Below are 20,806 nucleotides of genomic sequence, written 5' to 3'. Positions count from 1 at the left end.
CTGGGTAGGGTGGGCTTCAGCCCACCGAAGAAATTCGATTACTCACCGAACTTCCCGTTCAGCTCACCGATACCTGCCCAATCCTCCGGTAGCAAGCCAGCGCGGACATAACGGTGGAAACTCGAGTAAGGCCACGCTTTGACGCGAGCGACCAGCCCATGTTTCACCGGATTGTGATGGATGTAGTCGATATGGCGATTCAGGTCGGCTTCATCGCGAATCTGGTGCTCCCAGAAGCGTCGTTGCCAGATGCCTTTCTCCCGTTTCCTTGCCTTGCTCTCGGAACGATTGGTGGCGGGAATGGCCATTGAGAACTGACTCTTGATCAGGCTCCAGCGGTGGGAGTAGTCGGCGTTCCCTTCCGGCAAGGTCCAAATCGCATGCAGATGGTCCGGCAGGACGCAAATGGCGGTGGTCTTGAATGGCGATCGCTCAACGGCCAGGGTGTAGGCCTGTCGGAGTTGGTCGATGGAGTCGGTCAGCAGAGTGGAACGTCGGTCGGCCAAGGTGACCGTGAAGAAGTAAGTGCCGCCTGGAACCAGGCTGCGGCGATAGTTCGACATGGCAATCCGTTGCCTCGTGTTCGCGTCTGCTTGGTGGGCTGAAGCCCACCCTACGGATCATTCCGCATGGGTGGGCTGGTTGCTCAGGCGCGGGCGCCGCGTACGCCTTCGGCGAGGGTCTTGCAGAGGCTGAGGACGCCGTCCACGGCCTGTTCCGGAGTCTCGGCCTTGGCGATCTGATCCACCAGGGCGGAGCCCACCACCACGCCGTCGGCCAGCCTGGCGATGTTGGCGGCGTGCTCGGCGGTGCGGATGCCGAAGCCGATAGCCACCGGCAGCTGGGTGTGGCGGCGCAGGCGGGTAACCGCTTCCTGCACATGCTCCAGGGTGGCGGAGCCGGCGCCGGTCACGCCGGCCACGGAGACGTAGTAGACGAAGCCGGAGCTGCCTTCGAGCACGGTGGGCAGGCGATTGTCGTCGGTGGTCGGGGTGGTCAGGCGGATGAAGTCGATGCCCGCGGCCTGGGCCGGGTGGCAGAGGTCTTCGTTATGTTCCGGCGGCAGGTCCACCACGATCAGGCCATCGACGCCGGCTTCCTTGGCGTCGCCGATGAAACGTTCCACGCCGTAGTAGTGGATGGGGTTGAAGTAACCCATCAGCACCAGCGGTGTGGTCTGGTTGCCGGCGCGGAATTCGCGAACCATCTGCAGGGTCTTGGCCAGGTTCTGCTTGGCGCCCAGGGCACGGATATTCGCCAGCTGGATGGACGGGCCGTCGGCCATCGGGTCGGTGAAGGGCATGCCCAGCTCGATCACGTCGGCGCCGGCGTCCGGCAGGCCCTTGAGGATGGCCAGCGACGCGTCGTAGTTCGGGTCGCCGGCGGTGACGAAGGTCACCAGGGCGGCACGGTTCTGTTCCTTCAGTTCGGCAAAGCGGGTCTGCAGGCGGCTCATGCTTTCTGCTCCTGTTGCATGTGGTGCATAACGGTCTGCATGTCCTTGTCGCCACGACCGGACAGGTTGACCACCATGATGTGGTCCTTCGGCAGGTTCGGGGCGCGCTTGAACACTTCGGCGAGGGCGTGGGAGCTCTCGAGCGCCGGGATGATGCCTTCAAGGCGGCAGCACTGGTGGAAGGCCGCCAGGGCTTCGTCGTCGGTGATCGAGGTGTACTCGACGCGGCCGATGTCATGCAGCCAGGCGTGTTCCGGGCCGATGCCGGGGTAATCCAGGCCGGCGGAAATCGAATGGGCGTCGATGATCTGGCCGTCCTCGTCCTGCAGCAGGAAAGTGCGGTTGCCGTGCAGCACGCCAGGGACGCCGCCGTTCAGGCTGGCCGCGTGCTTGCCGGTCTCGATGCCGTGGCCGGCGGCTTCGACGCCGATGATGGCAACGCTCTGGTCATCGAGGAAGGGGTGGAACAGGCCCATGGCGTTGGAACCGCCGCCGATGCAGGCGACCAGGCTGTCGGGCAGGCGACCTTCCTGCTCGGCCAACTGCTCGCGGGTTTCCTTGCCGATCACGGCCTGGAAGTCGCGGACCATGGCCGGGTACGGGTGCGGGCCGGCAACGGTGCCGATCAGGTAGAAGGTGGTGTCGACGTTGGTCACCCAGTCGCGCAGGGCCTCGTTCATCGCGTCTTTCAGGGTGCCGGTGCCGGCGGTGACCGGAATCACTTCGGCGCCCAGGAGCTTCATGCGGAAGACGTTGGCCTGCTGGCGGTCGATGTCAGTAGTGCCCATGTAGATCACGCATTGCAGGCCGAAGCGGGCGGCCACGGTGGCGGTGGCCACGCCGTGCATGCCGGCGCCGGTCTCGGCGATGATGCGTTTCTTGCCCATGCGCCGGGCCAGGAGGATCTGGCCGATGCAGTTGTTGATCTTGTGTGCGCCGGTGTGGTTCAGCTCTTCGCGCTTGAGGTAGATCTTCGCGCCGCCGCAGTGTTCGGTCAGGCGTTCGGCGAAGTACAGCGGGCTCGGGCGGCCGACGTAGTCGCGCTGGAAGTAGGCCAGTTCTTTCTGGAATTCTGGATCGTCCTTGGCCTTTTCGTATTCGCGGGCCAGGTCGTGGATCAGCGGCATCAGGGTCTCGGCGACATACTGGCCGCCGAAGGCGCCGAACAGGCCCTTGGCGTCAGGGCCGGTGCGCAATGAGGTCATGGTGTGCTCCTGCTCTTGCTCCCCTCTCCCACCGGGAGAGGGGCCGGGGGATGAGGGAGAAATGGGTGATGGCAGCCATTCTACCGCTGGCTGGCCAGCGGAAAAGCGATTAGATTGCTTGAATCTGTCAGTAAAACTCACGGATTGTCATGAGCCGAGACCTGCCTCCCCTGAACGCCCTGCGTGCCTTCGAAGCGGCGGCCCGCCTGCAGAGCATCAGTCGTGCGGCCGACGAGCTGCACGTCACCCATGGCGCAGTGAGCCGTCAGGTGCGGTTGCTTGAGGAGGAACTGGGCGTCGCCTTGTTCAGCAAGGACGGCCGCGGCGTAAAACTCACGGATGCCGGCCAGCGCCTGCGAGATGCCACCGGCGATGCCTTCGAGCGCCTGCGCGGTGTCTGCGCCGACCTGCAGAGGCGCAGCGAGGATGCGCCCTTCGTCCTTGGCTGCCCAGGCAGCCTGCTGGCGCGCTGGTTCATCCCGCGCCTGGACCGACTCAACCGCGAGCTCCCCGAACTGCGTCTGCAGCTCTCGGCCAGCGAGGGCGAACTGGACCCGCGCCGCCCTGGCGTCGACGCCACCCTCTGCTTCGCCGAGCCGCCCTGGCCGGCGGACATGCGGGTGTTCGAGCTGGCAGCGGAATCCATCGGCCCGGTGCTGAGCCCGCGCTACGCCCAGCACGACGCCCTGGTCTGCGCCGCACCGGCCGCATTGCTGGAGGAACCGCTGTTGCACACCGTGTCGCGGCCCCAGGCCTGGCCCCAGTGGGCGGTGGCGCAGGGGCTGGCGATCGAGCGCCTGCGCCTGGGCCAGGGCTTCGAGCATCTCTACTACCTGCTGGAAGCGGCCGTGGCTGGCCTCGGGGTGGCCATCGCCCCGCAGCAACTGGTCGCCGACGAACTGGCGTCCGGCCGCCTGGTGGCGCCCTGGGGCTTCGTCGAGACGCCGGCACGCCTTTCTCTCTGGGTGCAGGCGCGGCAGCTGGATCGCCGCGCCGAGCGCCTGGCCCACTGGTTGCGTGAGGAGCTGACGGGCCGATAGCGGCATTCTTGGCTAGCCTTGCTGGGGAACCCACCCGTGCCTGCCACAGGAGATACGCCATGTCTGATCACCACACCTACAAGAAGATCGAGATCGTCGGTTCCTCACGCACCAGCATCGATGAGGCGATCAACAATGCCCTCACCGAGGCGTCGCGGACTATCCGTAACCTGGAATGGTTCGAGGTGGTGGAAACCCGTGGACATATCGAGAATGGCCGGGTCGGCCATTACCAGGTGACCCTGAAAGTCGGTTTCCGGATCAGCGACAGCTGACACCCATCCGGGCGAGCGAGGTGATGCACACCCCCGCTCCTGATTTCGGTTAGGCTCTGACCGTCCGCCCCTGGCCTTGCTGGAACCAGGCGGGAGCGGATGGCTCATGCGAGTCCATCATCCATTACGAGGGAGCGTCATCCATGAAGAAATTGCTGTTGGGCCTTGGCCTGTTTGCCCTGGCCGGCTCGGCCTTCGCCGCCGTGAAACCCTGCGAGGAGCTCAAGGCCGAGATCGACGCCAAGCTCAAGGCCAAGGGCGTTGTCTCCTACAGCCTGGAAGTCGTCGACAAGGGCAGCGCGGCCGGCAAGCAGGTGGTGGGCACCTGCGAGGGTGGCAGCAAGGAGATCGTCTACCAGCGCAATTGATCGCGCCGCGGTTCCGGGGCCGGCATCCCCTGCCGGCCCAATCCTTACCTTCTGGTGCCCTGGTTACCGAAAAGTGCCTTCTAGCGGCCTTGGACGCCAATCCCTAGAGTAAGACCTACTGATTCACTCGGATAAGTCTCCGGCCTATCCCCTGCCAAGGTCTTGCCCATGTCTGCCCTGTCCAATCTGCCCCTTTCCGTCCTCGATCTGGCGCCCGTCCGCGACCACGGCGGCGCCACCCAGGCCTTGCACAACTCCCTGGCGCTGGCGCGCCATGTCGAACACCTGGGCTTCTCGCGCTTCTGGGTGGCCGAGCACCACAACATGGATGGCATCGCCAGCTCCGCCACCGCCGTGTTGCTCGCCTACCTCGCCGGTGGTACCTCCCGCATTCGCCTGGGCTCTGGCGGCATCATGCTGCCCAATCACGCGCCGCTGGTGGTCGCCGAGCAGTTCGGCACGCTCGCCAGCCTCTACCCGGGGCGAATCGAACTGGGGCTGGGCCGCGCGCCGGGTGCCGACCACCTCACCGCTCGTGCGCTGCGCCGTGATCGCCTGGGTAGCGCCGACGACTTCCCGCAGGATGTCGAAGAACTGGAAATGCTCCTTGGCCCGCGCCAGCCGGATCAGAAGGTGATTGCCATGCCGGGGGCGGATACCAATGTGCCCATCTGGCTGCTCGGCTCCAGCCTGTTCAGTGCACAGCTCGCCGGGCAGAAGGGGTTGCCCTATGCCTTCGCCTCGCACTTCGCGCCGCGCCACATGCACGAGGCGATTCGTGTCTACCGCAACCACTTCCGCCCCTCGGCGGTGCTCGATAAACCCTATGTGATGCTCGGCGTGCCCTTGGTGGCGGCACCCACGGACGAAGAGGCGGAGTTCCTCGCCACTACGGTGTATCAGCGGGTACTTGCCCTTATTCGTGGCGAAAGCCTGGTGCTGCGCCCGCCGGTTGAAAGCATGGCCGGTCGCTGGCTGCCCCATGAGAAGGATGCCGTGGGCAGTTTCCTGGCCATGGCCATGGTGGGTGGGCCGGAGAAGATTCGCGCGCGACTGCAGGTGCTGCTGGACCAGACCGATGCCGATGAGCTGATCTTCACCTGCGATCTCTACCAGCACGAACATCGGCTGCGGGCGTTCGACATCCTCGCCAGCCTGCGTGACTAAGCGGGATCAGAAGGGGCCGCAGCGCGGGAAGATCTCGTGCCTGGCGAGCACTTCGCGGTTCTCGCCATAGAGCCAGGCCATCGGCTGGTTGGCGGCGTTGCGCGCTTCCACGCGGTAGCGCTTGCCGGCCTCGAAACCGTCATAGCGCAGAATCATGTAGCACGTGATGCGGCTGGGCTCGGCATTCATGCCAAAGCCTCCGCCCGCGCCGCCAACCTCGAACTGATAGCGCAGCTCCAGCTCATGCTTGCCGGGCAGCACCTGGTAGTAACGGCCGTCATCCCAGCGCCTGTCGTCCAGGCGGTTGGCCATGAGGGTGTCGCTGGGGTCAGGCACGATATCGATCCAGGCCATTCGCGGGTCGGGGTCAGGCAACTGGCTGGCACAGGCGGCGAGGCTAGCCAGCAGCGTCAGGGCGAACAGCGTGCGCATGGCGAGACTCCTTGAGGGGCGGATGATCCCAGAATACCTCCTTGTCGGAGATTTCAGACATCGCCGCAGCGACTTTCCCGAGCCTTGGCGACCTCCTTGTTCTGTTCGTCATACAGCCGCGCCCAGGGGCGAAAGCCGATGCCGCCGGCTTCCAGCTGGTAGCGCTCGCCTGCGGCGAAATCCGCGTAGGCCAGCTTGAGCAGGCAGGTGCGCCGGTAGCTCGGACTCTCCTGGCCGATATCGTGTCCGCCGACCTCGAACTCCAGGCGAACCTCCAGTTCATGCCGCCCCGGCGTGACCTGAAAGTAGCGCGGATCGGCCAGGGCCTGGTCGTCTACCCGGTTGGCCTGCACCACCTGGCCCTCCTGCTTGCGCAAGGAAATCCACGCCTGGTCCGGGTCGGGGCTGGGCATCAGCAGGGCGCAGCCACCAAGGCTGAGCAGCGGCAGGGAAAGCAGCAGAAGGCGCATGCAGGACTCCGTTCAATGGCAGTAGGTGGTTCCAATGCGCTAGTGTCGCGGCATGCCGACCACCTTTCTTATCGAATTGCTTGACCGCATCCGCCGGCCTTGGGTTCCCCTGTTGGGCGCCTGGCTGCTGAGCGGTTGTTCCAGCCTGGATTACTACAGCCAACTGGCCCGTGGGCAGATGGCGCTTTTGTACGCCCGTCAGCCGGTGCAGAGCCTGATCGACGATCCGGCCCAGCCGCCGCAGCTGCGCCAACGCCTTACCCTTACCCAGCAAGCGCGGACCTTCGCCAGCGTGGCGCTGGGGCTGCCGGACAACGGCAGCTACCGGGTCTATGCCGATATCCAGCGTCCCTTTGTGGTCTGGAACCTGTTCGCCACGCCGGAGTTCTCCCTGCAACCGGAGACGCACTGCTTCCCCATCGCCGGCTGCGTCGCCTATCGCGGTTACTACCAGTTGGGCCGTGCCCGTGGCGCTGCGGCGCTACTCAGGCAGCAGGGGTTGGACACCTGGGTCGGGGGCGTCGAGGCCTATTCCACCCTTGGCTGGTTCGATGACCCGCTGCTTAACACCATGCTGCGTTGGGACGACGACCGCCTCGCCGCGCTGATCTTCCACGAGCTGGCCCACCAGCGGCTTTACGTGCCGGGGGATACCGCTTTCAACGAATCTTTCGCCAGCTTCGTCGAGCGTGAAGGTCTGAACCAATGGCGCACAAGACGTGGCCTGTCGAGCCAAGGCGATGACGTCTCCGAGCGCCGGGACGCCCTCACCCGCCTGGTGCTGGATACCCGCGAGCGCCTGACGCGTCTTTACGCCAGCGGCCTGCCCCCCGAGCGGATGCGTCAGGCCAAGGCCGAGACTTTCGAGCGTATGCGCCGCGACTACCGTGCGCTGCGCGACCGCGAGTGGGGCGGCTACAACCGCTACGACGCATGGGTGGAGGGGCCGATGAACAACGCAAAGCTGCTGCCCTTCGGTCTGTATGACCAGTGGGTGCCGGCCTTCGCCGCGTTGTTCCGGGAGGTGGGCGGGGACTGGCCGGCTTTCTACCAGCGGGCTCGTGAGCTGGGTGAGCTACCGCTGCAGGCGCGTACGAAGGCACTGGAAAGCCTGGTGGCAAACCGCTAGAACTTGCCAGGCTGGCTGCCAGTCAAACGGCCAGGACACCAAGGAAATGGAGCAGGCGATGAAGAGAGTTGCTGTAGTCCTGATGCTGAGTGCGCTGGCAGGTACCGCCCTGGCGGCGCCCAAGCCCTGCGAGGAGCTGAAGCAGGAGATCGAAGTGAAGATCCAGGCCGCCGGGGTGACCAGCTACACCCTGGAGATAGTCCCCAATGCCGAAGTGAAGGACCAGAACATGGTGGTCGGCTCCTGCGAGAATGGCACCCGGAAGATCATCTACCAGCGCAATGGGGATTGATCTGAAAACGCCAAGCGAACGTTTGCAGGGGCGAACACATTGGCTGTGTCTGCGTTAGCTGTTGCTAGAGGGCAACCGGTGAACCTGGACGCCTGTAGGAGCCAGCTTGCTGGCGAAAATGTCCGCGTTCGCTAGCAAGCTAGCTCCTACAAGGGATTCCAGGACCTTCAACACTTTACGCAGACATAGCCAACACATTCACCAAGCAAGCCGAAGGGTTGCCCCTGTGGCCTTCCAAGGCGCACTGCGTGCCCCTTGGCGATTGAAATCGCCCCTGCAGGGAGATCGCGTTACCCGAACGCCCGGCTCAGCTCATCCAGGCTGGTGAAGTAATAGGCCGGCGCCTCTCCCATCAGTTCCTCGTGGCTGCCGAAGCCGTAACCCACTCCTGCACCGTGCAGGCCATTGCGGCTGGCGCCGATCAGGTCGTGCTTGCGGTCGCCAATCATCAGGGTGTTGTCGCGGTCCAGGCCTTCCTCTTCCAGCAGGTGAGCGATCAGCTCGACCTTGTTGGTACGGGTACCGTCCAGCTCGCTGCCGTAGATGTGCTTGAAGTGCCGGTCGAAACCGAAATGCCGGGCGATCTCGCAGGCGAAGACCGTCGGCTTGCTGGTGGCGATGTAAAGCGTGCGGCCTTGCTCGCGCAGGCGCCCGAGCAGCGCATCGATACCGTCGAACACGCGATTCTCGTAGAGCCCGGTGACCTTGAAACGTTCGCGGTAGTGGTTCACCGCATCCCAGGCGCGCTCCTCCGAGAGGCTGTAAGTCTGCATGAAGCACTGCAGCAGCGGCGGGCCGATGAAGTGTTCCAGGTTGGCCAGGTCCGGTTCGTGGATGTCGAGCTTGGCCAGCGCGTACTGCACCGAACGGGTAATGCCCTCACGCGGGTCGGTGAGGGTGCCGTCGAGGTCGAAGAGGATGTTCTGGTAGTGCATCAGGGGTCCTTCTTGAGCTTATTCCGCTCGTTTTCGAGCTGCTGGATACTGCGCTCGGGTGTCGGCAGTTCCTCGGGCATGGTTCCGCCCAGGTCCTGGATGGTCTGGCGCACCTTCTGGCCGACCTCAAAATGCACCTGGTTGGCTTGTTGCTTGCCCTGTACATCGTCACGGCGCAGCTTTTCTTCGGCCTGGGTAGCGCGGAACAGGTTGGCCGCCAGTTCGGTGCTGCCCATGTGATCGAGGATTTTCTGGCTCTTCTTCAGTCGCTTGCGCGCGTGGATCTCGCGTGCTGACAGGCCGCCGTAGAGTCCGCGATAGCCGTGGTCCTGGAAAATGGCGTAGTCCAGGCCGCTTTCCACGCCGACATCCCGCGCGGCGGCTGCCAGGTACTTGTTGTGCTGCGCCAACTCATTGCGGATAGCCAGACGCTTTTGGTCTTCGTCGAGCCGGGCGAACTGTTCGTTATCCGCCAGCTCCTGACGGCGCGTCTGGATGGCGAAGTACGTCTGGCCGTTGGCGATGACGGGCTTGGCAGGGTCGCCGTTCTGCACGATCAGGTAGCAGGCGTAGCGGGAGAGGCGGATGTCCGCAATCTGTCGCCGGGCATTGGAGCCGATTTCGACCATAGTGAGGACCTCCTCAAAATGGTCCTCGACGGGTTGGCCACTGCGTCGGCAGGCCTCCTCCGCGCGCTCGACCACCGGCATGAAGTGCCGGTACTGCGAGTACTCCAGCACCCCAGCCAGCTGGCGAGCCAGCCAGTATTCGCTACCGTTGGCATCCTGTTGGCGGATGCTCTCGAAGGTGGTGTGGTGCGACGCGGTCATCTTCGTGCTCATGAGAAGACTCCTTTCATGGTGACGGGTCACACATGATCAGAGCCCGTAGCCTTCGGCGATATGCAGATCCTTCAGCTTCACATAGTTGGCGGCGCTGTAAGTGAAGAAGGCCTTTTCCTTGTCGGTCAGCGGGCGGGCCTGCTTCACCGGGCTGCCGACGTAGAGGTAGCCGCTCTCCAGGCGCTTGCCTGGTGGCACCAGGCTGCCGGCGCCCAGCACCACGTCGTCCTCGATGACCGCGCCGTCCATGACAATGCTGCCCATGCCGATCAGCACCCGGCTGCCGACCTTGCAGCCGTGCAGCAAGGCCTTGTGGCCGATGGTCACGTCATCGCCGATCTCCAGCGGGTAGCCGTCCGGGTTGAAGGGACCGGCATGGGTGATGTGCAGCACGCTGCCGTCCTGCACGCTGGTGCGCGCGCCGATGCGGATGCGGTGCATGTCGCCGCGGACGGTCACCAGCGGCCAGACGGAACTGTCATCGCCCAGTTGCACGTCGCCGATGATCACGGCGGAGGCATCGACGAAGACTCGTTCGCCGAGCTGAGGGGTGATGCCCTGGTAGGTTCTGATCGGGTTCATAGCGATTCCTGAGGCTGCGTCTGGCGGCGATTGTAATTAAGATGGCCAACATCCGGGTTGTGTCTCGTCTCCTCGCGCAGCCCGCGCCCTTTCCCGAATACAGGTGAATGCCGTGACCCTGAGCAATCCCCTCCTGCAAGACTTCGATCTGCCGCCCTACTCCGCCATTCGTCCGGAACACGTCGAGCCTGCGGTCGACCAGATCCTTGCCGACAACCGCGCCGCCATCGCCGACCTGCTGGTGCGCCAGGACGGTACGCCGACCTGGAAGGGCCTGGTGCTGGCGCTGGACGAACTGGGCGAGCGCCTGGGCCGCGCCTGGAGCCCGGTGAGCCACCTGAATGCCGTGTGCAACAACGCCGAACTGCGCAACGCCTATGAGGCTTGCCTGCCCAAACTGTCCGAGTACTGGACCGAGATCGGCCAGAACCGCGCGCTGTTCCAGGCCTACGAGGCCCTGGCCGCCAGCCCTGAAGCGGCCGGCTACGAGGTGGCGCAGAAGACCATTCTCGACCACGCCCTACGTGACTTCCGCCTGTCCGGTATCGACCTGCCGGCCGACAAGCAGCAGCGCTACGGTGAAATCCAGATGAAGCTGTCCGAGCTGGGCAGTCGCTTTTCCAACCAGTTGCTGGACGCCACCCAGGCCTGGACCAAGGAAATCCACGACGAAGCGGCGCTGGCCGGCCTTACCGACTCGGCCAAGGCGCAGATGAAGCAGGCTGCCGAGGCCAAGGGCCTGGACGGCTGGCTGATCACCCTGGAGTTTCCCAGTTACTACGCGGTGATGACTTACGCCGACGACCGTGCCCTGCGTGAAGAGGTCTACACCGCTTATTGCACCCGCGCCTCCGACCAGGGCCCCAACGCCGGGCAGAATGACAACGGCCCGGTGATGGCCGAAATCCTCGATCTGCGCCAGGAGCTGGCCCGGCTCCTGGGCTTCGTGCACTTCTCCGACCTGAGCCTCGCCACCAAGATGGCCGAGTCCACTCCGCAGGTGCTGGGCTTCCTCCGCGACCTGGCCCAGCGCAGCAAGCCCTTCGCCGCCAAGGACCTGGAAGAGCTGAAGGCCTTCGCCGCCGAGCAGGGCGTGGCTGACCTCAAGAGCTGGGACGTGGGTTACTTCAGCGAGAAGCTGCGCGAGCAGCGCTACAGCATTTCCCAGGAGATCCTGCGGGCCTACTTCCCCATCGACAAGGTGCTGTCCGGGCTCTTCGCCATCGTGCAGAAGCTCTACGGCATCGAGATCAAGGAGCTGTCCGGTTTCGATACTTGGCACCCTGACGTGCGCCTGTTCGAAATCAGCGAGAACGGCCAGCATGTCGGGCGCTTCTTCTTCGACCTCTACGCCCGTGCCAACAAGCGTGGCGGTGCCTGGATGGATGGGGCCCGCGACAAGCGCCGCAACACCCGCGGCGAGCTGATCGCGCCGGTGGCCAACCTGGTGTGCAACTTCACCCCCGCCGTCGGCGACAAGCCCGCGCTGCTGACCCACGACGAAGTCACCACCCTGTTCCACGAGTTCGGTCATGGCCTGCACCACCTGCTGACCCGTGTCGAACACGCCGGTGCTTCGGGCATCAATGGCGTGGCCTGGGACGCGGTGGAACTGCCGAGCCAGTTCATGGAGAACTGGTGCTGGGAGCCCGAGGGCCTGGCGCTGATCTCCGGCCACTACCAGAGTGGTGAGCCGTTGCCCCAGGACCTGCTGGACAAGATGCTGGCGGCGAAGAACTTCCAGTCCGGCCTGATGATGGTGCGCCAGCTGGAGTTCTCCCTGTTCGACTTCGAGCTGCACGCCACCCACGGCGACGGACGCAGCGTGCTCGACGTGCTGGAAGCGATCCGCGACGAGGTGGCCGTGATGCGACCGCCGCTGTTCAACCGCTTCGCCAACAGCTTTGCGCACATCTTCGCTGGCGGTTACGCGGCTGGTTACTACAGCTACAAGTGGGCGGAAGTGCTATCTGCCGATGCCTTCTCCCGTTTCGAGGAAGAAGGCGTGCTCAACCCGGCCACCGGCCGTGCCTTCCGCGACGCCATCCTGGCCCGTGGTGGCTCTCAGGAGCCGATGGTGCTGTTCGTCGATTTCCGTGGTCGCGAGCCGTCCATTGACGCCCTGCTGCGCCACAGCGGCCTGACGGAGGACGCGGCATGACGGCGACACCGAAACGCTTCATTGCCGGTGCCGTGTGCCCGGCGTGCAGCGAAATGGACAAGATCCAGATGTGGGACGAAGACGGTGTGCCGCACCGCGAGTGCGTGGCCTGCGGTTACGCCGACACCCTCAACGCCCAGGGCCAGTCGGTGCCGAAGGAGCTTGGCACGCGGGTCAACCAGCCCAAGCCCAAGCCGGCCGATCCCAAGGTCCAGGGCGTGCAGTTCTTCCCCAATCCCAAGCTGAAGAAACCCAGCGAATAACGCGCAAGCCAAGGAGGGCGTATGTGGCATCTGGTGTGTGGGGACGTGGCGGCTGTCGGTGTTGGTAGAGTCATTGGCGATGCGGCTGCCGCGAGCCATCTGCGTGTGTTGCGCGATGATCTTGCGGTCGGCCCGCTGGTGGATGTCGAGCAACCGCCCTGCACCGTCCGGGCGCAGTTCTGGCTGGATGTCTGGCCCGAGGTGGTGACACCCAGGCCGGATTTCGCTACCGGGCTCAGTGCCGATGCCGACTGGCTCGCCGGGCTGGCGCGTCAGGATCAGCCGGTCACCGTCTGGCATGGCGACAGCTGCTCCGAGCAGCTCCTGCTGGCCCGCGTGGCCGCCGCCCTGGAGGGCAGCGATTTGCCGCTCTGGGAGGTGCCGTGCGGTACTGGGGACAGCAGCGTACGTACGCGTCGCGCGGTGGGCATGATCGAGCCCACCGCGCTCGGCGCCTACTACCTGCCGGTGCAGGTCGAGGCGGGGCGCAAGGCACAGCTCGCCGCACAATGGCTCGCCGCCGTGGCGGCCAACGCCGATATTCGCCGCTGGCACGATGGCGATTTCCACGGCGAGGGCCACGCCGCAGTGGATGCCATGCTCCTCGCCGCCTGCACCCCGGAATGGCAACCGCTGCCACGGGTGATGGCCGAGCTCATGGCCAGTAGCGACGGTTTCTTCGTCACGGACTTCTTCGCCTTCTGGCGCGCTCGCGAACTGGCCGGCCAGGGGCGCATCGAACTGGGCGGGACTGCCGGCCAGCAGGGCTACGGCGCGCTGACGGTTCGCCTTGTGTAGGTTGATCCGCCATCCGGCAGAAACTGGCCAGACGTAGGAGAAAGCTGCATATACTGTATGAATATACAGCTAGCGTGGAGTTCGCCCGATGTCCGCCACTCTCCCTCCCCGTGGCCGCGGTACCGCCAGTAATCCGTTCAATCGCTACGCGCCAACCACCTCGGTGGCGCTGGATGACGGCTGGTTCCAGGAGGTCCTGCCCAGCCGCGCCACCGAGGTGCGACTGGAAACCGCCAAGAGCATCATCACCCGCAACCAATCGCCGGACCTGCCCTTCGACCGTTCGGTGAATCCCTATCGCGGCTGTGAGCACGGCTGCATTTACTGCTACGCGCGGCCCAGCCATGCGTACTGGGATATGTCGCCGGGGCTGGATTTCGAGACCCGGCTGATCGCCAAGACCAACGCGGTGGCCCTGCTCGAACAGCAGCTCTCCAAGCCCGGCTACCCGTGCGCGCCGATCAACCTTGGCTCCAACACCGATCCGTACCAACCCATCGAGCGAGAACACCGTCTCACCCGCCAGACGCTTGAAGTGCTGCTGCGCTATCGCCACCCGGTGACCATCGTCACCAAGGGTTCGCTGGTGTTGCGCGACCTCGACCTGCTCACCGAACTGGCGGAACAGAACCTGGTGGCGGTGATGATCAGCCTCACCACCCTCGACGATGAGTTGAAACGTACCCTCGAACCTCGTGCCGCGGCCCCGTCGGCGCGACTGCGGGCCATCCGCGTGCTGAGCGAGAACCGTATTCCGGTGGGCGTGCTCTGTTCGCCGATGATCCCGATGATCAATGACATGGAGCTGGAAAGCCTGCTGGAAGCGGCCCGTGATGCCGGTGCGCGACAGGCGAATTACATGTTGCTGCGTCTGCCGCGGGAAGTGGGGCCGCTGTTCGAGGAGTGGCTCCAGGCGCACTACCCTCAACGTGCCGCCCATGTGATGAGCATCATCCGCCAGTGCCGGGGAGGCGAGATCTACGACAGCCGCTTCGGGCACCGCTTCAAGGGCGAGGGGCCCTTCGCCGAGTTGCTGGCCCAGCGCTTTGGCGTGGCCATCCGCAAGTTGGGCCTGAACCGTCGTCGCAGCTACGAACTGGACTGCTCGCGCTTCTGTCCGCCCGGCGGACAAATGGCGTTACTTTGAGGTGTGACTCGGGAGGCTGTTGCGGCAGTCCTGTAGGAATTCAAATGCCGGCAATCAGATGGATAATGGGCGGCATACAAGACAATTCCTACGATGACCGAGGTTGGCAGCATGAGCAACGAGCATGACAAGCAAGGCAGTGAAAGTGCGGAAGAGGCACTGCGGAACATCGTCGAGGGCTTACAGCGGTTCCGCGACGAGGTCTTCCCGCAGCAGGAGGAACTGTTCAAGAAGCTCGCCCATGAGCAGAAACCCCGCGCCATGTTCATCACCTGCGCCGACTCGCGCATCGTCCCCGAGCTGATCACCCAGAGCTCCCCAGGCGACCTGTTCGTCACCCGTAACGTCGGCAACGTGGTGCCGCCCTACGGCCAGATGAACGGTGGCGTTTCCACTGCCATCGAGTTCGCGGTGATGGCCCTCGGCGTGCACCACATCATCATCTGCGGCCACTCCGACTGCGGCGCCATGAAGGCGGTGATGGACCCGCAGACCCTGGAACGCATGCCTACGGTCAAGGCCTGGCTGCGTCATGCCGAGGTGGCCAAGGTGGTGGTGCAGGAGAACTGCGGCTGCGCCAATCACGAATCCCTGGGCGTGCTTACCGAGGAAAACGTGGTGGCCCAGCTGGACCACCTGCGTACCCACCCCTCGGTGGCGGCGCGCCTGGCCAGCGGCCAGTTGTTCATCCACGGCTGGGTCTATGACATCGAGACCTCGGTGATCAAGGCTTACGACGCCGAGCAGGGTCGCTTCCGGGTGATTGGTGATGGTCCGCTGCCAATGGCCACGCCACGGCCGCGCTACCTGTCGGAGTGATGCAAAAGGGGCTGCTGATGCAGCCCCTTTTTCATTGCCTGGGTCAGTCAGTAGCCCGGATGAATCCGGGGTAGAGTCCAGCCACCGCTCCCGGATTTCATCCGGGCTACGATTTGCCAACTTCCTCCGAGAAGGGTGAGTCATTCACCATTCAGCTTGCCGCACGCTGGCCCGGGTTGAGTTCCAGCCCGACGCCCAGTTGCTGGGACAGGCACGGCCAGCGCTTCCAGGCCTCTTCCACCTTGGGATCGTGCAACTGCTGGCGATAGGTCTGGGCCGAGGGCAGGTTGAACACTTCTTCATCGAGAAGTCCCTCCACGGCGTGGTGCACGGCTTCATCCAACTGGTTGGCGAAGGGTTCGCCGATCAACTGGTGGGCGATCAGGTTGGCCACTGTGGTATCCAGCGGAATCAGTGGCTGGCCGAAGTGGACGATGTAGCGGTCGTTGACTTCTTCCACCAGGCGATGGGCCAGGTAGGCCTCATCGAGCAGGCCTTCCAGGCCCTCGTGGCCGGCCATCAGGGCAGGCGGTTGCAGGAAGAATTGTTCGGCGACCTTGAGTACTGGCTTGATGTGGGACTCGATGCCGGCTTCGCGGGCGACGGTGGCGGCGGCATCCAGCACGTCCGGAACCTGTTCCACATAGGCGGCGATGAAACGGGCGAGCACGCCCTGCGCGTCGTCCGCCGGCAGGCGAATGGCGGGGTGCAGGCTGTCGATCTGGGTTTCGAGAATCTGGGTCAGTTGGCTAGAGGCTGCTTCGTTCTTGAGGGCGCGCTGGATGACTTCGCGCAGTGCGGCGGTGTTCATGACTGCTCCTGAAAAGGACATGGCGGTTTGCGGGGATTAACAGGTGAAGAAGAGACCTTAGCTCGCCCGACGAAACCGCTAAGACCGGATTGTCATAATCGCTTAACAGTTATTCGGGCGCGCTATAACGGCACTTTGACATCTGCTGCCGACCCACGCCAGCCGTGGCGTTTAGGACAAGGCTTACGCGCCTTCAGACATTTCTTGGATCGCGTTGCGTGCCGGAAGTCCCTGTCTATACTCCGACTCGAAAGGCATTACCTGATGGAACCCGACTGTGCACCTGCGTGCCGAGGTCGGCGGTCTGAGTTTGGTAGTCCGGACAGCCGTCCCCAAGCCGTTGGCCCAGCCGGCGGGATAACAAGAACGAGAAGGGGAACCCGCAATGATGCGACATCCACGAGTCTGGATGGGACTCCTGCTGTGGTCGATTCTCAGCCAGGCGGAGGCTGCCTGGACAGTCAACATGGCGCCCGGCGCTACCGAGGTCAGCCGCACCGTTTTCGATCTGCACATGACCATCTTCTGGATCTGCGTCGTTATCGGCGTTGTGGTCTTTGGTGCCATGTTCTGGTCGATGATCATCCACCGCCGCTCCACCGGCCAACAGCCGGCGCATTTCCACGAGAGCACCACTGTGGAAATCCTCTGGACCGTCGTGCCCTTCGTCATCCTCGTGCTGATGGCGGTGCCGGCGACCAAGACCCTGATCGACATCTATGACACCTCCGAATCCGGACTGGATGTGCAGATCACCGGTTACCAGTGGAAATGGCACTACAAGTACCTGGGCCAGGACGTGGAGTTCTTCAGCAACCTGGCCACACCTGCCGATCAGATCCACAACAAGGCGCCGAAGGACGAGCACTACCTGTTGGAAGTCGACCAGCCGCTGGTGGTTCCGGTGGGCACCAAGGTGCGCTTCCTGATCACCGCGGCCGACGTGATCCACTCCTGGTGGGTACCTGCGCTGGCGGTGAAGAAGGATGCGATTCCCGGCTTCGTCAACGAATCCTGGACCCGCATCGAAAAGCCCGGCCTCTACCGTGGCCAGTGCACCGAACTGTGCGGCAAGGACCACGGCTTCATGCCCATCGTGGTCGAGGCAAAGTCCCAGGAGGACTTCGCCAAGTGGCTGGCCCAGCGCAAGGAAGAGACGGCCAAGCTCAAGGAGCTGACCGACAAGGAGTGGACGCTAGAAGAGCTGGTCGAGCGCGGCGACAAGGTCTACCACACCAGCTGCGCGGCCTGTCACCAGCCGGAGGGCCAGGGCATGCCACCCATGTTCCCGGCGCTCAAGGGTTCGAAGATCGCCACCGGACCCAAGGCAGATCACCTCAACATTGTCTTCCACGGCAAGCCCGGCACCTCCATGGCCGCCTTCGGCAAGCAGCTTTCCGAGGTCGATATCGCCGCCGTCATCACGTATGAGCGCAACGCCTGGGGTAACAACACCGGCGACATGGTGACGCCGAAGGAAGTGCTCGCCCTGAAGCAGGCGGAAAGCCAATGAAGAACACACCGGCCTATAGGGAGACTGACATGAGTGCAGTGATCGACCACGATCATGCCGGGCATGATCACCACCACGGTCCGGCCAAGGGCCTGATGCGTTGGGTGTTGACCACCAACCACAAAGACATCGGGACCATGTACCTGTGGTTCAGCTTCGCCGCGTTCCTGCTGGGCGGCTCGATGGCCATGGTGATCCGCGCCGAGCTGTTCCAGCCCGGCCTGCAGATCGTCCAGCCCGAGTTCTTCAACCAGATGACCACCATGCACGGCCTGATCATGGTCTTCGGCGCGGTGATGCCGGCGTTCGTCGGCCTGGCCAACTGGATGATCCCGCTGATGATCGGCGCGCCGGACATGGCGCTGCCGCGGATGAACAACTTCAGCTTCTGGCTGCTGCCGGCTGCATTCGGCCTGCTGGTCAGCACGTTGTTCTCCGCAGGCGGAGGGCCCAACTTCGGCTGGACCTTCTACGCGCCGTTATCCACGACCTACGCGCCGGAGAGCGTGACGTTCTTCATCTTCGCCATCCACCTGATGGGCATCAGTTCGATCATGGGGGCGATCAACGTGATCGCCACCATCCTCAACCTGCGCGCTCCAGGCATGACCCTGATGAAGATGCCGCTGTTCGTCTGGACCTGGCTGATCACCGCCTTCCTGCTGATTGCGGTGATGCCGGTACTGGCCGGCTGCGTGACGATGATGCTGATGGACATCCACTTCGGCACCAGCTTCTTCAGTGCTGCCGGCGGCGGTGACCCGGTGCTGTTCCAGCATGTGTTCTGGTTCTTCGGCCATCCTGAGGTGTACATCATGATCCTGCCCGCCTTCGGTGCGGTCAGCGCGATCATTCCGGCCTTCAGCCGCAAGCCGCTGTTCGGCTACACCTCGATGGTCTACGCCACGGCGTCGATTGCCTTCCTCTCGTTCATCGTCTGGGCGCACCACATGTTCACCGTGGGCATCCCGCTGACCGGTGAGCTGTTCTTCATGTTCGCCACCATGCTGATCGCCGTGCCCACGGGGGTGAAGGTGTTCAACTGGGTGAGCACCATGTGGGAAGGCTCGCTGACCTTCGAGACGCCGATGTTGTTCGCCGTGGCCTTCGTCATCCTGTTCACCATCGGTGGCTTCTCGGGGCTGATGCTGGCAATCGCACCGGCGGACTTCCAGTACCACGACACCTACTTCGTGGTGGCGCACTTCCATTACGTGCTGGTGCCGGGCGCCATCTTTGGCATCTTCGCCTCGGCGTACTACTGGCTGCCGAAATGGACCGGCCACATGTACGACGAGACCCTCGGCAAACTGCACTTCTGGCTGAGCTTCATCGGCATGAACATGGCCTTCTTTCCCATGCACTTCGTGGGGCTGGCCGGCATGCCGCGGCGGATTCCGGACTACAACCTGCAGTTCGCCGACTTCAACATGATCTCGTCCATCGGCGCCTTCAGCTTCGGCGCGACCCAGTTCCTCTTCCTGTTCATCGTCATCAAGTGCATCCGTGGCGGCAAGAAAGCCCCGGCCAAGCCCTGGGATGGCGCCGAGGGGCTGGAGTGGACGGTGCCTTCGCCGGCGCCTTACCACACCTTCACCACGCCACCGGAAGTGAAGTGAGATGAGCGGGGAATTGAGCACTCGCCGCCTGATCCAGCGCCTGTTGGTGCTGGTGGTGGCGATGTTCGGCTTCGGTTTTGCCCTGGTGCCGATCTACGACGTGATGTGCCAGGCCTTCGGCATCAACGGCAAGACCACGGGCTCGGCCTACGAGGGCGCGCAGTCCGAAGACCAGCAACGTCAGGTGCGGGTGCAGTTCCTCGCCACCAACGCGGCGGGGATGAGCTGGGAATTTCGCCCCAGGGCGGATGACCTGGTGGTGCATCCGGGCGCGAGCAACGAGATGCTGTTCGTCGCCTACAACCCGACCGACAAGCCAATGACCGCCCAGGCGATTCCCAGCGTGGCGCCGTCCAAGGCGGCGGCCTTCTTCCACAAGACCGAATGCTTCTGCTTCACCCAGCAGGTCCTGCAGCCCGGCGAGCGCATCGAGATGCCGGTGCGCTTCATCGTCGACCGTGACCTGCCGGCCGATGTGCATCACCTGACACTCGCTTACACGCTGTTCGATATCACCGCCCGCAAGCCACCAGTCGCCAGGAATGACGGCTGACGGGACGATAAGGAGAACAACAACGATGGCAAGTCACGAGCACTATTACGTTCCGGCCCAGAGCAAGTGGCCGATCATCGCCACCATTGCCTTGCTGGTCACGGTCTATGGGCTGGGAACCTGGTTCAACGACCTGAAGTACGACCGCCCGGAATCCAACGGGCCGATGATCTTCTTCGTCGGCGGACTGTTGATCGCCTACATGATGTTCGGCTGGTTCGGCGCGGTGATCCGCGAGAGCCGTTCGGGCCTGTACAGCGGGCAGATGGACCGTTCCTTCCGCTGGGGCATGAGCTGGTTCATCTTTTCCGAGGTGATGTTCTTCGCCGCCTTCTTCGGCGCCCTCTTCTATGTTCGCTACTTCGCCGGCCCCTGGCTTGGAGGCGAGGGCGACAAGGGTATCTCCAACATGCTCTGGCCGAGTTTCGAGTACGCCTGGCCGCTGCTGGAGAACCCGGACTCCAAGCTGTTCCCGCCGCCCAAGGCCGTGATCGACCCCTGGCACCTGCCGCTGATCAACACCCTTCTGCTGGTGACGTCCAGTTTCACCGTGACCTTCGCCCACCATGCCCTGCGCAAGAACAAGCGTGGTCCGCTCAAGGCCTGGCTGGCCGCGACCATCCTGTTGGGTTTCGTGTTCCTGGGCTTCCAGGCCGAAGAATACATCCATGCCTACAAGGAGCTGGGGCTGACCCTGGGGTCGGGCATCTACGGGGCCACTTTCTTCATGCTCACCGGATTCCACGGTGCCCACGTAACCATGGGGGCGCTGATCCTGACGGTGATGCTGATCCGAATCCTGCGTGGCCACTTCGACAGCGATCACCATTTCGGCTTCGAGGCGGCGGCCTGGTACTGGCACTTCGTGGACGTGGTGTGGATCGGCCTGTTCACCTTCGTCTACGTGCTGTGAAAACGGTGGCCGGAGG

The 20,806-nt window shown here is 63.9% G+C and carries 24 protein-coding genes; 15 read left to right on the top strand and 9 right to left on the bottom strand.

Annotated elements, in window-relative coordinates:
- Positions 1-38 precede the first annotated feature (38 nt).
- From FFS60_RS12330 to trpB, 3 genes are all read right to left on the bottom strand, one after another.
- Positions 39-563: a transposase gene (locus tag FFS60_RS12330; RefSeq protein ID WP_028627044.1), complete on the bottom strand. Its 525-nt coding sequence runs from the start codon at positions 561-563 to the stop codon at positions 39-41.
- Between the two features lie 83 nt (positions 564-646).
- Positions 647-1,456 (bottom strand): tryptophan synthase subunit alpha, encoded by an 810-nt coding sequence (trpA, locus tag FFS60_RS12325; RefSeq protein WP_028627045.1) that lies wholly within the window; start codon positions 1,454-1,456, stop codon positions 647-649.
- Complete coding sequence (gene trpB / locus FFS60_RS12320) at positions 1,453-2,661, bottom strand: tryptophan synthase subunit beta (protein WP_028627046.1); 1,209 nt, start codon at positions 2,659-2,661, stop codon at positions 1,453-1,455. Before trpB ends, trpA begins: the two co-directional genes overlap by 4 nt.
- A gap of 149 nt (positions 2,662-2,810) precedes the next feature.
- On the opposite strand from trpB, the gene FFS60_RS12315 reads away from it, so the two are divergent.
- The 4 genes from FFS60_RS12315 to FFS60_RS12300 all read left to right on the top strand — a co-directional run bounded on the left by FFS60_RS12315 (position 2,811) and on the right by FFS60_RS12300 (position 5,511).
- Positions 2,811-3,701, top strand: coding sequence for a LysR family transcriptional regulator (locus FFS60_RS12315; RefSeq protein WP_137822124.1), 891 nt, complete (start codon positions 2,811-2,813; stop codon positions 3,699-3,701).
- 59 nt (positions 3,702-3,760) lie between these two features.
- Entirely contained in the window at positions 3,761-3,976 is a 216-nt protein-coding gene (locus FFS60_RS12310) for a dodecin (RefSeq protein WP_028627048.1), read from the top strand.
- Between the two features lie 143 nt (positions 3,977-4,119).
- Positions 4,120-4,344, top strand: a complete 225-nt coding sequence (locus tag FFS60_RS12305) for a DUF1161 domain-containing protein (RefSeq protein ID WP_028627049.1) — start codon at positions 4,120-4,122, stop codon at positions 4,342-4,344.
- Between the two features lie 168 nt (positions 4,345-4,512).
- Positions 4,513-5,511, top strand: a complete 999-nt coding sequence (locus FFS60_RS12300) for an LLM class flavin-dependent oxidoreductase (protein WP_137822123.1) — start codon at positions 4,513-4,515, stop codon at positions 5,509-5,511.
- A 6-nt stretch (positions 5,512-5,517) separates the two neighbouring features.
- Here the strand turns inward: FFS60_RS12300 and FFS60_RS12295 are convergent, their stop codons facing one another.
- Positions 5,518-5,943 carry a hypothetical protein gene (locus FFS60_RS12295; RefSeq protein WP_137822122.1) on the bottom strand — a complete coding sequence of 142 codons (426 nt, stop codon included), beginning with the start codon at positions 5,941-5,943 and terminating at the stop codon, positions 5,518-5,520.
- Between the two features lie 53 nt (positions 5,944-5,996).
- Entirely contained in the window at positions 5,997-6,413 is a 417-nt protein-coding gene (locus FFS60_RS12290; RefSeq protein ID WP_137822121.1) for a hypothetical protein, read from the bottom strand.
- Between the two features lie 52 nt (positions 6,414-6,465).
- On the opposite strand from FFS60_RS12290, the gene FFS60_RS12285 reads away from it, so the two are divergent.
- On the top strand, positions 6,466-7,542 hold the full coding sequence (locus tag FFS60_RS12285) for an aminopeptidase (RefSeq protein WP_137822120.1): 1,077 nt from the start codon (positions 6,466-6,468) through the stop codon (positions 7,540-7,542).
- A gap of 58 nt (positions 7,543-7,600) precedes the next feature.
- Positions 7,601-7,834 (top strand): DUF1161 domain-containing protein, encoded by a 234-nt coding sequence (locus FFS60_RS12280; protein WP_028627054.1) that lies wholly within the window; start codon positions 7,601-7,603, stop codon positions 7,832-7,834.
- Between the two features lie 290 nt (positions 7,835-8,124).
- Here FFS60_RS12280 and FFS60_RS12275 read toward each other — a convergent pair whose 3' ends face one another.
- The 3 genes from FFS60_RS12275 to FFS60_RS12265 are packed head-to-tail and all read right to left on the bottom strand — an operon-like array spanning position 8,125 to position 10,193.
- Complete coding sequence (locus FFS60_RS12275; protein WP_137822119.1) at positions 8,125-8,769, bottom strand: HAD family hydrolase; 645 nt, start codon at positions 8,767-8,769, stop codon at positions 8,125-8,127.
- The gene (dinD, locus tag FFS60_RS12270) at positions 8,769-9,611 is read right to left on the bottom strand and encodes a DNA damage-inducible protein D (protein ID WP_137822118.1); all 843 of its coding nucleotides are present in this window, start codon (positions 9,609-9,611) and stop codon (positions 8,769-8,771) included. Before dinD ends, FFS60_RS12275 begins: the two co-directional genes overlap by 1 nt.
- A gap of 36 nt (positions 9,612-9,647) precedes the next feature.
- Entirely contained in the window at positions 9,648-10,193 is a 546-nt protein-coding gene (locus FFS60_RS12265) for a gamma carbonic anhydrase family protein (RefSeq protein ID WP_137822117.1), read from the bottom strand.
- Positions 10,194-10,305: 112 nt separating this feature from the next.
- On the opposite strand from FFS60_RS12265, the gene prlC reads away from it, so the two are divergent.
- The 5 genes from prlC (at position 10,306) to FFS60_RS12240 (ending at position 15,381) form a co-directional block, all read left to right on the top strand.
- Positions 10,306-12,354, top strand: coding sequence for an oligopeptidase A (gene prlC / locus FFS60_RS12260; protein WP_137822116.1), 2,049 nt, complete (start codon positions 10,306-10,308; stop codon positions 12,352-12,354).
- The gene (locus FFS60_RS12255) at positions 12,351-12,617 is read left to right on the top strand and encodes a YheV family putative zinc ribbon protein (protein WP_028627059.1); all 267 of its coding nucleotides are present in this window, start codon (positions 12,351-12,353) and stop codon (positions 12,615-12,617) included. The genes prlC and FFS60_RS12255 overlap by 4 nt, the downstream gene beginning before the upstream one ends.
- Positions 12,618-12,638: 21 nt before the next feature.
- Positions 12,639-13,415 (top strand): DUF1835 domain-containing protein, encoded by a 777-nt coding sequence (locus FFS60_RS12250; protein WP_137822115.1) that lies wholly within the window; start codon positions 12,639-12,641, stop codon positions 13,413-13,415.
- Between the two features lie 88 nt (positions 13,416-13,503).
- Positions 13,504-14,562 (top strand): PA0069 family radical SAM protein, encoded by a 1,059-nt coding sequence (locus tag FFS60_RS12245; RefSeq protein WP_137822114.1) that lies wholly within the window; start codon positions 13,504-13,506, stop codon positions 14,560-14,562.
- Positions 14,563-14,673: 111 nt separating this feature from the next.
- Positions 14,674-15,381: a carbonic anhydrase gene (locus tag FFS60_RS12240; protein WP_028627062.1), complete on the top strand. Its 708-nt coding sequence runs from the start codon at positions 14,674-14,676 to the stop codon at positions 15,379-15,381.
- Between the two features lie 151 nt (positions 15,382-15,532).
- Here the strand turns inward: FFS60_RS12240 and FFS60_RS12235 are convergent, their stop codons facing one another.
- Positions 15,533-16,192: a hypothetical protein gene (locus tag FFS60_RS12235; RefSeq protein WP_028627063.1), complete on the bottom strand. Its 660-nt coding sequence runs from the start codon at positions 16,190-16,192 to the stop codon at positions 15,533-15,535.
- Positions 16,193-16,577: 385 nt separating this feature from the next.
- On the opposite strand from FFS60_RS12235, the gene coxB reads away from it, so the two are divergent.
- The 4 genes from coxB to FFS60_RS12215 are packed head-to-tail and all read left to right on the top strand — an operon-like array spanning position 16,578 to position 20,790.
- Positions 16,578-17,705 carry a cytochrome c oxidase subunit II gene (gene coxB / locus FFS60_RS12230; protein ID WP_028627064.1) on the top strand — a complete coding sequence of 376 codons (1,128 nt, stop codon included), beginning with the start codon at positions 16,578-16,580 and terminating at the stop codon, positions 17,703-17,705.
- A gap of 29 nt (positions 17,706-17,734) precedes the next feature.
- Positions 17,735-19,324 carry a cytochrome c oxidase subunit I gene (ctaD, locus tag FFS60_RS12225; RefSeq protein WP_028627065.1) on the top strand — a complete coding sequence of 530 codons (1,590 nt, stop codon included), beginning with the start codon at positions 17,735-17,737 and terminating at the stop codon, positions 19,322-19,324.
- A 1-nt stretch (position 19,325) separates the two neighbouring features.
- Positions 19,326-19,877 carry a cytochrome c oxidase assembly protein gene (locus tag FFS60_RS12220; protein ID WP_028627066.1) on the top strand — a complete coding sequence of 184 codons (552 nt, stop codon included), beginning with the start codon at positions 19,326-19,328 and terminating at the stop codon, positions 19,875-19,877.
- 25 nt (positions 19,878-19,902) lie between these two features.
- Entirely contained in the window at positions 19,903-20,790 is an 888-nt protein-coding gene (locus tag FFS60_RS12215; protein WP_137822113.1) for a cytochrome c oxidase subunit 3, read from the top strand.
- The last annotated feature ends 16 nt before the right edge of the window (positions 20,791-20,806 follow it).

It is taken from the genome of Pseudomonas sp. D(2018) (assembly GCF_005502555.1).
GTDB lineage: Bacteria > Pseudomonadota > Gammaproteobacteria > Pseudomonadales > Pseudomonadaceae > Metapseudomonas > Metapseudomonas resinovorans.
The sequence above is the reverse complement of the archived record's forward strand: the minus strand, read 5'-3'. Positions and strand labels throughout refer to the sequence as shown.